Source organism: Bradyrhizobium sp. CCBAU 11386 (assembly GCF_028128955.1).
Lineage (GTDB): Bacteria > Pseudomonadota > Alphaproteobacteria > Rhizobiales > Xanthobacteraceae > Bradyrhizobium.
Window position 1 is genome coordinate 70118 of record NZ_LBKA01000248.1, and the last position, 13137, is coordinate 83254.

Genomic DNA, 13137 nt, shown 5'->3' on the forward strand with positions numbered 1-13137 from the left:
ATGCGCTGATGCTTGCGTCCGTAGGACTACGGGAAAGCGCAGGTATCGCGGTGTATTTCGGCAGTTATTTCAGAGTTCAATAACAGAAGCAGCAGAGTTTCCGAAACGATCGGAGAATTCTGCCGCATGAGCGCTGCTACCCAAAGAACCGGATGGAGCCGCCTGCCGCTACGCGCGGCGGCGTTTGTCGTGCTGACCTGCGCGACCATCCTCGGCGTCAGCGCCTGGCGTGAATGGGCCGCGCGCGACGCGGTGCTCAAGGGCGCCGAGACCGAGATGGCGAACGTTGCGCGCTCGCTGACGCAGCATGCCGAGGACAGCCTCGATCTGCTCGATTCCGGCGTCGTCGGCGTCGTCAGCCGGCTGGAGATGGACGGCACCGACCCCGCCACGATCGCCAAGCTCAGAAACCTCATGGAGGTGCGCCAGAAGGCGACGGAGCGCGTGCACAGCTTCGCCATCATCGACGACCAGGGCAACTGGCTGACCTCGCCCGGCACGATCGGCTCGACGCTCAGCGACGACGCGTTCTTCCGCCATCATCAGCTCTCCCCGAAACGAGAGGCTCATCTCGGCCGTCCCGTGAAGAGCCTGCTCGATGGCGAATGGGTCATCACCCTGTCGCGCCGCTTCAACAAGCCGGACGGCAGCTTTGGCGGCGTGGTGCTCGCGACCATCAGCTCCGGATATCTGTCGCATTTCTACGAGCAGTTCGAGATCGGCCGCAACAGCTCCGTGGCGCTGACACATGGCGACGGCCTGATCGTCGCGCGCTACCCGAGCAACGAGAAATTCGTCGGACGCAGCGTCGCCGACAAGCCGCTGTTTCGCAGCCCGAACCTGCAGCGGCCGGGCGGCGCCTATCACTTCAAGTCGCCGCTGGACGGCGTCGAACGCGTCAGCTTCTTCAAGCGCTCTGGCCGCTATCCGTTCTTCCTGCTCGCCACCGTCGACAAGGACCAACTGCTGGCGCCCTGGCGCGCCGCTGCAATTTCCCGCATGCTCTATGTCCTCGCGCTGGTCATGCTGATCGCGATCATCGGCGCGGTGCTGGTGCGGCAGTTGCAGCGGGGCCAGCGCATGGCCGCGGCCCTGATCGAGAAGGAAGCCCATTTCCGCCTGCTCGCCGAAGGCTCCAGCGACATGGTGACTCGTATCGGGCTCGACGAGCGGCTGCGCTACGTCTCTCCCTCCTCGGTCCGCGTCGTCGGCTGGCGGGCCAACCAGCTGATCGGAACGCCCGCACTCGCGGGCATTCATGCCGACGACCTGCCGCAGGTCCAGGCCCTCGTCGATGCCATGAAGCGCGGCGAGAAGGATGAGGCGCGCGTCACCTATCGCAACTCGCACCATCAGAAGGGCGAAGTCTGGCTCGAATCGACCATGCGGGTGACACGCAAGGACAACGGCAACGTCGACGGCGTAGTCGCGATCTCGCGCGACATCACCGAGCAGAAGACTCTGGAAACCAGGCTCGAGACGCTCGCGACCGAGGACAGCCTCACCGGGCTTGCCAACCGCCGCTGCTTCGACGAACGGTTGAACGAGGAATGGGCGCGCGCCTATCGCGATCGCTCCAGTCTCGCCTTGCTCATGATCGACGTCGACCATTTCAAGGCCTACAACGACGAATACGGCCATCCGGCGGGCGATGCCTGCCTGCGCGTGGTCGCAAAGATCCTCGCGGCCGAGATGAACCGCGCCGGCGATCTGGCGGCGCGCTACGGCGGCGAGGAATTCGCCATGCTGCTCCCCAATACCGATGCGGCCGGCTGCGCCCGGATCGGCGAGCGGATCCGCGAGGCCATTCACCAGGCGGGCCTCGTCCACGCCTCGAGCCCGATTTCGGCATCTGTGACCGTCTCGCTTGGCGGCGCGACCTGCCGGCCGGCGTTCGAGCGCACCGCAGGGTTCGCTTCGCTCGTCGAGGCCGCCGACCGTGCGCTCTACGCCGCCAAGGATAAGGGCCGTGATCGCCTGATGATGTCGGGCGAGGTCATGAACCTGCTGCCCAAAGCGTCCGGTCAGTAAAGGCCGTCCAGCGCGAGAGCCATCGAGCTCAATAATGCGGCGGGCGCTCGTTGGCGGGGCCCGGCGCATTCGTCTCGGCCTCCTGCAGCCGCTCATTGAGCTGCGCGATCTGCCGGGTCAGCGCGTCGATCTGCTTCCACTGCGCGGTGATGGTCTGGTTCAGCGTCTCGATCGTGTCGTCCTGATAGGCCAGGCGCGTCTCCAGCGTGTCGATGCGTTCGCTCAGCGTCTTGATCTCATTCGTCACGTGTCGCGTCCTTGTCCCGTTCCCGCAGGCCGAGTTCCTGCAAACCATGGCCGAGCGCGACGCGCTCGTCGAACACGAAGCATTCGCCGCGCCAGCGGCTCTGCGCCTCCGGCACTTCTTCCAGATATTTCAGGATGCCGCCCTTGAGGTGATAGACCTCGGCAAAGCCGCGCGCGAGCAGGTGCGCGCTCGCCTTCTCGCAGCGGATGCCTCCGGTGCAGAACATCGCGATCCTGCGGTGTCTTACCGGATCGAGCTGTTCCGCGGCAAAATCCGTGAACTGGCCAAAGCTCTTGATACCGGGATCGACCGCGCCCTCGAACGTGCCCATCGCCACCTCGAAGACGTTGCGGGTGTCCAGCACCAGCGTGTCCGGCGCCGCGATCAGCGCGTTCCAGGCGGCGGCATCGACATAGGTGCCGACCTGCCGCGTCGGATCGGCAGCCGCGTCCCCGAGCGTGACGATCTCCTTCTTCAGCCGCACCTTGAGCCGGCCGAACGGCATCGCCGCCGCGGTCGAGAATTTCAGTTCGAGATTGTCCAGTCGGCCGCCGAACAGGGCGCCGTGCGCGAGCTCATGGGCAAGGGCATCGATCGCCTCCGGCGCTCCCGCAACCGTGCCGTTGATGCCCTCCTGCGCCAGCAGCACGCTGCCCTTCAGCGCCAGACCAGCGCAGAACGCGCGCAGCGGCTCGCGCAGCTCGCGGTAATCGGGCAGGGCGGCGAATTGGTAGAAGGCGGCGACCTTGGTGACCATGGTGGCTCGTTTAGCAGGCGGCCGCCGCCCAGAAAACCCGCATGGCCGGAGCTTGCAAAAGGTCTATACGCCCAGCGGATGGCAGCCATTTCGCTGGCATGCCAGCATTGCCCCGGCCGGCCGGAATGTGTCATGTAGGCCCGGTTTTTCCGAGCTGGCGCGCGGTCCGCGCCAGACGTCCAAGAGAGCAAGAATTCGCATGAGAAACTTCCATTTCCCCGGCCGGTCCACGGTTCACGCCACCAACGCGATGGTGGCGACCTCGCATCCGCAGGCCTCGCTGGCCGCGATCGAGGTGCTGCGCGAGGGCGGCACGGCGGTGGACGCGGCGGTGGCCGGCTCGGCCGTGCTCGGCGTGATCGAGCCGCAATCGACCGGCATCGGCGGCGACTGCTTCGCGCTGATCCAGCCGCGCGGGGAAGGCAAGATCATCGCCTATAACGGCTCCGGCCGGGCGCCGAAGGCGGCGAATGCCGACTGGTATCTCGAGCGCAAGATGACGTCCGTGCCGCTGACCTCGGCGCACGCGGTCTCGATCCCCGGCGTCATCGACGCCTTCGCGACCGTGCTGCGCAATCACGGCAAGTTCGGCTTCGACCGCCTGCTCCAGCCCGCGATCAAGGCCGCCGAAGAGGGCTACGTCGTCGCCCCGCGCATCGCGTTCGACTGGAAGAACCAGTTCGAGAAGCTGAAGGGTGGCACCAACACCGTGCGTTACCTGTTGCCGGGCGGCAAGCCGCCGGTGGCCGGCGACGTCATCCGCCAGGCCGAGCTCGGCAAGACGCTGCGCGCGATCGCCAAGGACGGCCGCGACGCCTTCTACAAGGGACCGGTCGCGGAAGACATGGTCGAGACCCTGCGCGGCATCGGCGGCCTGCACACGCTCGACGATTTCGCCGCGCACACCACCGAAGTGACGACGCCGATCGGCACGACGTACAAGGGCTACGACGTCTGGCAGTGCCCGCCGAACGGACCGGGCGTCACCGCGCTGCTGATGCTTAACATCCTGTCGCGCTTCGACCTGACCAAGTATGCGCCGCTCAGCGTCGAGCGCTTCCATCTCGAAGCCGAAGCCGCCCGCATCGCCTACATGAACCGCGAGATGCATGTCGCCTCTCCCGAGCACATGAGGATCAACGTCGCAGAGATGCTCGAAAAGGGCTTTGCCGACGAGTACATCAGCAAGATCCGCATGGACGGCATGCTCGACCTGCCGAACGTCGCGCCGCCGATGAACCCCTCGACCATCTACATCACGGTGGTGGACAAGGACCGCAACGTCTGCTCGTTCATCAATTCGGTCGCGCATTCCTTCGGCTCGGCGATCGTCTCGAACAAGACCGGCGTCTTGTTCCAGAACCGCGCCGGTGGCTTCCGCATCCAGCCGGGCCATCCGAACTGCATCGAGGGCGGCAAGCGCCCGCTGCACACGATCATGCCGGGCCTGCTCACCAAGGGCGGCCGTTCCACGATGTCGTTTGCGGTGATGGGCGGCCAGTACCAGCCGACCGGCCAGACCCACCTCCTGACCAACATCCTCGACTATGGCTGCGACGTGCAGGAGGCGATCGACATGCCGCGCGGCCTGCACTACGAGGGCCAGTACCAGCTCGAGGACAGCGTGCCGGCTGACATCGTCGAAGGCCTGAAGAAGCTCGGGCACAAGACCACCAGCGTGGTCGGCCCGCTCGGCGGCGCCCAGGCGATCTGGATCGACTGGGAGAAGGGCACGCTCACCGGCGGTTCCGATCCGCGCAAGGACGGCTGCGCGCTCGGCTACTGAGCGAAGCCCAGAGCTGCAAACGTTACGGCTGGAAACCGCACCCGCGTTGCGCTAGACACCTCCCGCCTCAAACGGAAGGTGTCTTATGCAGCGTTTCCAGCGCGTGCTCCTCGCCATCATGTCGGCACTCGCGATCACCGTGATCGCCAGCGTGTCCGATTTCGTTTCCACCACGGCCTCGGCCCAGACCGCAGGAAAGACCATGACCACAGCTTCAGGCTTGCAAATCATCGACACCGCCGTCGGCACCGGCGCCTCGCCGCAGCCCGGCCAGATCTGCGTGATGCACTATACTGGCTGGCTCTATGAGAACGGCCAGAAGGGCAAGAAATTCGACTCCTCGGTCGATCGCAAGGAGCCGTTCGAGTTTCCGATCGGCAAGGGCCGTGTGATCGCCGGCTGGGACGAGGGTGTCGCCTCGATGAAGGTCGGCGGCAAGCGCACGCTGATCATTCCGCCGCAGCTCGGCTACGGCGCGCGCGGCGCCGGTGGCGTGATTCCGCCGAACGCGACGCTGATGTTCGACGTGGAATTGCTTGCGGTGAAGTGACGCTACGTCCCACATCGTCATGCCCGGGCAGAAGCGCGAAGCGCGTCTTCGCGCTAGATGTCCCGGGCATCCACGTTCTTTCTTTCGCGTGGCCAAGACGTGGATGGCCGGGACAAGCCCGGCCATGACGGACAGAGGTGAGTACAAACAAAAAGACCGGCCCTGCGGCCGGTCTTTTCGCTTTCGGTCTGCTGCGCGTCACTCTGCCGCGCGCCTTGCCGCAGCCGCGGCGCGATCGATCGCTTCCTTCGCGGAATCCTTGGCATCGCCCATCGCCTGCTGGCCCTTGCCCTTCACCTCCTGGACTGCGCCTTCGCCCTTCAGGCGGTCGGAGCCGGTGGCTTCGCCGATGCCCTGCTTGGCCTTGCCGATCGCCTCGTTGGCGTTGCCTTTGATCTTGTCGGCCGTGCTACCCATGAAACTCTCCTTCCCGTTTGCTCGCGATGACAACGCCGGCTGACTATGAGGGTTCCGATTTTGGTATGGCTTGCCGACGCGCCTTTGGGTTAGTTTGCCGCGCACGGAACCAACAGAAAGCAAGATCATGACGGGCCATGACCACACGCATTCCCACCATGCACACGATCATGACGATCGCTGGAAACATGACGGCGTGCGCGTCATTCCCGGCAACCAGCTCGATACGAACGTGCCGTCGACGGCTGGCATGGATCGCGCGGCCGCCATCAACTTCGCACGCGTCGGCGCGCAGAAATTGTGGGCGGGCACCGTCAGCATCAAGCCGGATGCCAAGACCGGCGCGCATCACCACGGCCATCTCGAAAGCGTCATCTATGTGGTGAAGGGCAAGGCGCGGATGCGCTGGGGCGAGAGCCTGCAATTCACCGCGGAGGCCGGCCCCGGCGATTTCATCTTCGTTCCGCCTTACGTGCCGCACCAGGAGATCAACGCCAGCCCCGACGAGGTGCTGGAATGCGTGCTGGTGCGCAGCGACGGCGAGGCGGTAGCGATCAATCTCGACATCGAGCCGGTCGAAAAGCCCGAGACGGTGCTGTGGATCGATCCGGTGCACCGGGACCCGAACGAGAAGAAGTAAGGCCGGCCCGAGCCTGCCGGTTCTGTGCGACAGAACCACGGCAGGCGGGCCTGAAAAAAATATCCGGAAGCCGTGTCGGATGGCCGTCTGGCCGTCCGTCCTTGGGCAGAACCCCGCCCAAGGAGCTTCCGATGCCCAAGATGATCTTCGTCAACCTGCCGGTGACCGACCTCAAGCGCGCCACGGCCTTTTATGAGGCGGTGGGCGCGGTCAGGAACCCGCAGTTCTGCGACGATACGGCGAGCTGCATGGTCTTCTCCGAGAGCATTTTCGCCATGCTCCTGACCCACGACAAGTTCCGCCAGTTCACACCCAAGCCGATCGCGGATGCGAAGACCTCGAACCAGGTGCTGCTCTGCCTGTCGGCCGACAGCCGCGACGAAGTCGACGCCATCGTCGGCAGGGCCGAGGTCGCGGGCGGGGTGGCCGATCCCAGCCCGAAGGAGGAATTCAGCTTCATGTACGGCCGCAGCTTCGAGGATCCGGATGGCCATATGTGGGGTGTGAACTGGCTGGACATGGCAGCCTTCGCCGCGCAGCCCGCCATGGCGAACGCCTGATCGAAACCCGACAAGATCGAAGAGCTGAAGAGGAGCATTCACGATGTCAAAGGTCGTGCCCTGCATGTGGTTCAACGGCGATGCCGAGGAAGCCGCGAAGTTCTACGTCTCGCTCGTGCCGACTTCGAAGATCACGCACGTCCAGCGCAACGTTTCGGACAATCCCTCCGGCAAGGAAGGCTCCGTGCTCGTCGTCGAGTTCACGGTGGCCGGGCAGCCTCTGGTCGCGCTCAACGGCGGCATGAAGATGGAGTACACCCACGCACTCTCGCTGATGATCCATTGCGACGATCAGGCCCAGGTCGACAGCTTCTGGAATGCGTTTCTGGCCCATGGCGGCAAGGAAGAGCAGTGCGGCTGGCTCAGGGATCGCTGGGGCGTGGCCTGGCAGGTGGTGCCGAAAGTGATGTTCGAATTCCTGTCGAGCCCGGACCGAGCTGCGGCCGCGCGCGCGATGCAGGCCATGATGAAGATGGTGAAGCTCGACGTCGAGGTGCTGCGGCGCGCGTTCGAGGGCAAGTCGGCGGCGTGAAGGCGCATACCCGCGCCACATACTCACTGTCATCGCCCGGCTTGACCGGGCGATCCAGTATTCCGAGATAGTGCGATGATACGGTGAAGCCGCGGCGTACTGGATGCCCCGCCTTCGCGGGACATGACGGCGGAGGTTGGGCTGCGCGCACCACGCCGCCACTAGTAATTGATCCTTAGCCCCACGCCGCCGTGGATGGTGTTGCCGACCGGCTGCGGGCCGAGCGTGCCGTTCGCGAACACGTCCACGATCCAGCCCTTCTGCACGCGGAAGCCGAGGCGGCCGCCATATTCGAACCAGCCCTGGTTGCCCATGGTCGGCACCACCGTGCCGTCGCCGGTCACGGTGGCGACGATGCCACTATGGCTGGCGAACGACTGCACCCAGCCGCCGTTGATGTTGGCCTCGATGTTGCTGCCATAGAGATGCGTCCACTGGCCGCCGATCTTGACCAGGCTGGTGCGGTCGGTGCCGGTCGCAATGCTGGCGTCGAACGGGTTGAACGCCGCCGCGCTGTCCGAATAGCCGGACACGCGCTGCCAGAGCTGCCAGACCTCGATCGAGGCGGCGACCTCGTCGCGCGGCGAGACGCGGCTCATCCAGCCGGCGCGGCCGTAGACGGCGTAGTTGGAGGCGTTGGTCGAGCCCGTGACGCTCACCGGGCCGAGGCTGGTGTTGTAGCTGCGCGTGTAGCGCGCCTTCTCCCACGGCGTCAGGATCGTGCCGACGTCGAAGAACGGGCGCGACGAGCCCCAGTCGGTGAAATCGTAGCGCAGCGCGAAGGCGCCGATCGGCGCGCTGGTGATGTTGTAGCCGCCCTCGCCGTATTGCGTGTAGGCGATGCCGGCGAGCAGCGACAGATTGTTGGTCAGCTCCTTGCGGCCGTGGATGCCGGCCGAGAACGAGCCGGCCGAGCCGAACGCGCTGACGCAGTCGCTGCAATTGACCTGCTCGTTGACGCCGAGCAGCACCGTGCCGAGCACCCGGTTGGTGATCATCTGGTTGAAGCGCTGGTCCGCGAGGCCGCCGATCGAATTGCCGCTGGAATCCGCGCCGGTCGGTGTCGGGCTCGGTGACGGATACGGTGATGGTGACGGATCAGGGCTCGGGGAGGGCGACGGATAGGGGCTCGGCGAGGGCGTGGGTTCGTAACACTCTTCACAATTCGCCTGGGCCGCTGCCGGACGAATATCGGAGGCGGCCATCACAAGCACAGCGGCGAGCGTCAGCAAACCGGTGAGGGCGAGGACTCGGACGTTGAATTTCGTCATCGTCAGCGCCCGCACAGCATGCCGTCGTCATTGACGGCGGGCGTGATAGTCGGCGAAGCGTCGGCATATTGGTTGACCGCGCACAGCCCGGCGCTTGCGGCGCAGTTGGCGGCGAAGGTCCAGGGCGGCGTGTTGGTCTTGGTGATGCTGACCTTGCCGCCGGTCGAGGTGATGATTGCGGTGTCGCCGGGCTGGGTCAGCTGCACGCACTGGAAGCTCAGCGTGCAGACGCTGGCCGCGCCGTCCTGGAGCACGACGACGGAGCGGCCGCGCTGCGAGAGGATGTCGAGCGTGGTGCCGCGCACGCCGATGGTCGCGAGCGGCGTCGTGATCTTGTAGGCGGCCTTCTCGGAATGTCCGGTGACGAAGCGGAATGCGCCGGTCGTCATGCGGATCGCGACGTCGCGATAGCTGTGCTCGTCGTTGAAGACGGTGCGGTCGAGCTTCAGCGTGGCGCTGGGACCAAGCGACAGATTGGTGCTGTCGGCCATGACGAAGCGCGCCGCGCTGTCGGCGCCGGTGCGCACGGTCTCGTCGCGCAGCATGCTGTCGCCGACGTTGATCGGCGTGGTGGTCGCGGCCACGCGCACCACCTCGTTCTGGATCACGACGGCTTCGCCGACGCGCGTCTGCGCCTGCGCGCAAGGCGCCGCGCACACGATGGCCGACAACAGAACGGGGAAAAGCCAGAAACGTAAATTCATTTCGCAACCGATCGATGTGTCCCTGATCGTACCGGATCGCGCGCGCTTGCGATGTGGCGGAATTATCACAAGCGGCGCGGGTCGTGCGTTATGCTTAGTGACAGTTGCGGCGGAATGCGTTCAATGAAAAGCGCCATCCATATTTTCTCCGCGGTGAAGCAGATTTGCCACGCAAACCATCCCCACAACGGCAGCTCGAATTGCCTGCGGTTCCGAAGATGTCGCGGAGCGCAGTGATTGCTGTCGCAATTTTCCTGATGGCGCATCTGGCGCTGCTGATCGGTCTCACCACGCCGGAGAAATTCGTCTTCGACGAGGTGCACTATGTGCCGGCCGCGCGACAGATGCTGGCGCCCGTGATGGCGCAACCGATGCTCAATCCGATGCATCCGCCGCTGGCCAAGGAGCTGATCGCCGCATCGATTGCGACGTTCGGCGACAACGCGCTCGGCTGGCGCTATCCGGCGACCCTGTTCGGCGCGCTCGCGATCGTCGCGATCTATCTGTGCGGCCTCGCGCTGTTCGCTGCGCAAGGGCCCGCGATCGCCGCGGCGCTGATCGCGGCCTTCAACCAGATGCTCTACGTGCAGGCGCGCATCGCGATGCTCGACATTTTTGCGCTCGGCTTCGGACTGCTCGCGACCGCCGCCTTCATGCATGGCTTTCGCAGGGAGCGGCCGCACGCGCTGTTCGCGGTGGCAGGCTGTCTGTTCGGCTGTGCTGCGGCCTGCAAATGGAGCGGCCTGTTTCCGCTCGGCATCTGCATCGTCATCGTCGCGGTGATCCGCCTGATGCAGGGCTGGCGCACGCTGTTCGCCGACGCGAAGCCGGACGATTGGTATCGGCCCGACCTCTGGCCTGACTTCAGGGCACCGCACGTCGCGTTCTGCTTCGCCGTGCTGCCGGCGATGACATATCTTGCCGCTTTCGTTCCGCTCTATGGATTGTCGCTGCCCGATCTGATCGAGGCGCAGCGCCGGATCTTCGCCGACAACACCACCACCGCGATCGCCGGCCACACTTACATGAGCTCGTGGCCATCCTGGCCGCTGCTCGCCCGCCCGGTGTGGTTCCTGTTCGACAAGACGGCGGAGGACAGCGTGTCGGCGATCGTCTTCCTCGGCAACCCGCTGGTGCTGTGGCCGGCGCTGGCCGCGCTCGCGATCGTGCTGCGCGACGTCGTCGTCGCGCGGCGCTGGGATGCGTTCCTGATCGCGGCGTTCTATTTCGGCCCCTGGCTCGCCTGGGCGCTGCTGCCGCGCACGCTGGGTTTCATCTACTACTATCTGCCGGCCGCGACCGCGGCGTCGCTTGCGCTGGTCTATGTGCTGTGCCGGAAAGGCCTGCCGCGCTGGCTGCTGTGGGCCTATGTCGGCCTCGCCGCGATCGGCTTTGCGATCATGCTGCCGATCTCCGCGGCCTTCATCGGAACGTCGATGCAGGGCTTCAACCGGCTGATGCTGTTCCAGAGCTGGATCTAGTGCCCGCTTGCGTGCATAGGCCGGTAGAATTCTCTTGCCTGAATCAATCAGTGCGTGTGGAGTGGCCGCCATCTTCGGAATCGGAGAGGCAGGTGGGAACGGAGGAGCGCATCGCCAGACCGGATCAATCCAACGCCGACTGGCTGCGCGCCGTCGTCGACACCGCGGTCGACGGCGTGATCCTGATCGACGCCCGCGGCTCTATCCTGATGTTCAATCCGGCCTGCGAAGGCCTGTTCGGCTATCCCGCGGACGAGGTGATAGGCCGGAACGTCAAGGTCTTGATGCCCTCGTCCTACAGCGACGCTCATGACGGATACCTGCACAATTATCACACGACCGGCGACCGCAAGATCATCGGTATCGGCCGCGAGGTGGTGGGTCAGCGCAAGGACGGCTCGACCTTCCTGATGCATCTCTCGGTCGGCGAGACCAAGCGGGCCGGGGAAGAGTCGATCTTCGTCGGCATCGTTCACGACCTCACCGGGCGCGAGCGGGTCGAGCGGGAGCTGCGCGAGAGCGCGGCGCGGCTGCGCGCGGTCGTCGATACCGCCGTCGATGGCGTGATCCTGATCGATTCCGACGGCATCATCCTGAAGTTCAATCCGGCCTGCGAGAGCCTTTTCAAATATCACGCCGACGAGGTCCTCGGAGAGAACGTTCGGATGTTGATGCCGGAGCCCTACCGCTCCGGGCATGATGGTTATATTCGCAACTTCGTCGCCACTGGCGAGAAGAAGATCATCGGCATCGGCCGCGAGGTGGTGGGCCGGCGCAAGGACGGCTCGACCTTCCCGATGGATCTTTCGGTCGGCGAGGCCAAGCAGGACGGCTCGTCCATCTTCGTCGGCATGATCCATGACCTGACTGATCGCAAGCGCACCGAGGCCCAGCTGATGCAGGCGCAGAAGATGGAGGCTGTCGGGCAGCTCTCCGGCGGCATCGCTCACGATTTCAACAATCTCCTCACCGTGATCGTCGGCAACGCCGAACATCTGGCCGAGCAGTTGGTGGCGCGCGGTGACTTGAAGCGGCTCGCCGACGACATCTGCAGCGCCGGCGAGCGCGGCGCGGAGCTGACGCAGCGCCTGCTCGCCTTCAGCCGCAAGCAGCTGCTGCGGCCGGTGGAGACCGAATGCAGCAGGCTCGTCGAGTCCATGCACAAGCTGCTGCGGCGGACCCTTCGCGAGGATATCGAGATCTCCACGCATTCCGATCCCGCGCTCCGGCAGGCCTTCGCCGATCCGGTGCAGCTCGAATCGGCGATCCTCAACCTCGCGCTCAACGCCCAGGACGCGATGGCATCAGGCGGGCGCCTGACCATCTCGACGGCGAACGCATCGCTCGATGCGGGCGATCACAACGCGCATCCCGACGTCGGGCCGGGCGAGTATATCGTGATCGCCGTGACCGACACCGGTTGCGGCATGCCCAAGCGGGTGCTGGAACGGGCGTTCGAGCCCTTCTTCACCACCAAGGAGGTCGGCAAGGGCAGTGGGCTCGGGCTCAGCATGGTCTACGGCTTCGTCAAGCAATCCAACGGCCATGTCACAATCTACAGCGAGCCGGGCCTCGGGACGACCGTGCGGATCTATCTTCCGGCCGTGCTGGCGAAGACGCAGAACGCGCCGCTGGCGGTCGAGAAGGAGGCGGTGCAGAGCGGCTCCGAAACCGTGCTGGTGGTCGAGGACGATCCGTTCGTCCGCTCCTATGCGGTCATGAGCCTGGAGAGCCTGGGCTACAAGGTGATCTCCGCGGTCGACGGCAAGGAGGCGTTGCAGACGCTCGGCGTGGCGCCGCATATCGACCTGCTGTTCACCGATGTCGTGATGCCCGGGGGCGTGAATGGCTGGGAGCTCGCGGGGCTCGCGCGCAACGCAAGGCCCGAGCTGCGCGTGCTGCTGACGTCGGGTTACGCCCTCGAAACGCTGGCGGCGAACGGCCACCTGCGGCAGGGCGCCCTGATCCTTGAAAAGCCTTACCGCAAGGCGGAGCTTGCGCGCTTGGTGCGGGAGGCACTCGCCGCAGCGGTGCCGGTCTGAGCCGCGGTCCGCCTGCCGCACGGACGGCAGGCGGTGGGTCGGCACTAAAGCGCGATGAGATTGCGATGAATCGTCATCGCGCTTTAGATCATTGTTTGAGCATGATCTTTTCGGAAAAC

General features: G+C 65.2%; 13 protein-coding genes. 8 read left to right on the top strand and 5 right to left on the bottom strand.

The window, feature by feature from the left end:
- The first annotated feature begins 126 nt into the window (after positions 1–126).
- Complete coding sequence (locus tag XI09_RS31115) at positions 127–2031, top strand: sensor domain-containing diguanylate cyclase (protein WP_271570250.1); 1905 nt, start codon at positions 127–129, stop codon at positions 2029–2031.
- Between the two features lie 28 nt (positions 2032–2059).
- Here XI09_RS31115 and XI09_RS31120 read toward each other — a convergent pair whose 3' ends face one another.
- Both XI09_RS31120 and trhO read right to left on the bottom strand, forming a co-directional pair.
- Entirely contained in the window at positions 2060–2278 is a 219-nt protein-coding gene (locus XI09_RS31120; protein ID WP_092187796.1) for a SlyX family protein, read from the bottom strand.
- Entirely contained in the window at positions 2268–3035 is a 768-nt protein-coding gene (gene trhO / locus XI09_RS31125) for an oxygen-dependent tRNA uridine(34) hydroxylase TrhO (protein ID WP_271570251.1), read from the bottom strand. The genes XI09_RS31120 and trhO overlap by 11 nt, the downstream gene beginning before the upstream one ends.
- 199 nt (positions 3036–3234) lie before the next feature.
- Between trhO and ggt the strand changes: the two genes are divergently transcribed.
- Together ggt and XI09_RS31135 are read left to right on the top strand one after the other, a co-directional pair.
- Positions 3235–4821, top strand: a complete 1587-nt coding sequence (gene ggt, locus XI09_RS31130; RefSeq protein ID WP_271570252.1) for a gamma-glutamyltransferase — start codon at positions 3235–3237, stop codon at positions 4819–4821.
- A gap of 85 nt (positions 4822–4906) precedes the next feature.
- Entirely contained in the window at positions 4907–5371 is a 465-nt protein-coding gene (locus tag XI09_RS31135) for an FKBP-type peptidyl-prolyl cis-trans isomerase (RefSeq protein ID WP_018645311.1), read from the top strand.
- A 198-nt stretch (positions 5372–5569) separates the two neighbouring features.
- Here the strand turns inward: XI09_RS31135 and XI09_RS31140 are convergent, their stop codons facing one another.
- A complete protein-coding gene (locus XI09_RS31140; protein WP_271570253.1) occupies positions 5570–5788 on the bottom strand; it encodes a CsbD family protein in 219 nt (72 codons plus the stop codon).
- A 127-nt stretch (positions 5789–5915) separates the two neighbouring features.
- Between XI09_RS31140 and XI09_RS31145 the strand changes: the two genes are divergently transcribed.
- The 3 genes from XI09_RS31145 to XI09_RS31155 all read left to right on the top strand — a co-directional run bounded on the left by XI09_RS31145 (position 5916) and on the right by XI09_RS31155 (position 7520).
- Positions 5916–6428 carry a cupin domain-containing protein gene (locus tag XI09_RS31145; RefSeq protein WP_011085194.1) on the top strand — a complete coding sequence of 171 codons (513 nt, stop codon included), beginning with the start codon at positions 5916–5918 and terminating at the stop codon, positions 6426–6428.
- Between the two features lie 131 nt (positions 6429–6559).
- The gene (locus tag XI09_RS31150) at positions 6560–6988 is read left to right on the top strand and encodes a VOC family protein (protein ID WP_271570254.1); all 429 of its coding nucleotides are present in this window, start codon (positions 6560–6562) and stop codon (positions 6986–6988) included.
- Positions 6989–7031: 43 nt separating this feature from the next.
- Positions 7032–7520: a VOC family protein gene (locus XI09_RS31155; RefSeq protein WP_271570255.1), complete on the top strand. Its 489-nt coding sequence runs from the start codon at positions 7032–7034 to the stop codon at positions 7518–7520.
- A gap of 161 nt (positions 7521–7681) precedes the next feature.
- Here the strand turns inward: XI09_RS31155 and XI09_RS31160 are convergent, their stop codons facing one another.
- Both XI09_RS31160 and XI09_RS31165 read right to left on the bottom strand, forming a co-directional pair.
- Positions 7682–8791, bottom strand: coding sequence for a hypothetical protein (locus XI09_RS31160; RefSeq protein WP_271570256.1), 1110 nt, complete (start codon positions 8789–8791; stop codon positions 7682–7684).
- Positions 8792–8793: 2 nt separating this feature from the next.
- The gene (locus XI09_RS31165) at positions 8794–9495 is read right to left on the bottom strand and encodes a FecR family protein (protein ID WP_271570257.1); all 702 of its coding nucleotides are present in this window, start codon (positions 9493–9495) and stop codon (positions 8794–8796) included.
- Positions 9496–9713: 218 nt separating this feature from the next.
- Here XI09_RS31165 and XI09_RS31170 point away from each other — a divergent pair, with 218 nt between their 5' ends.
- Positions 9714–10976, top strand: a complete 1263-nt coding sequence (locus XI09_RS31170; protein WP_271570258.1) for a phospholipid carrier-dependent glycosyltransferase — start codon at positions 9714–9716, stop codon at positions 10974–10976.
- A 92-nt stretch (positions 10977–11068) separates the two neighbouring features.
- A complete protein-coding gene (locus tag XI09_RS31175) occupies positions 11069–13018 on the top strand; it encodes a hybrid sensor histidine kinase/response regulator (protein ID WP_271570259.1) in 1950 nt (649 codons plus the stop codon).
- Positions 13019–13137: the final 119 nt, after the last annotated feature.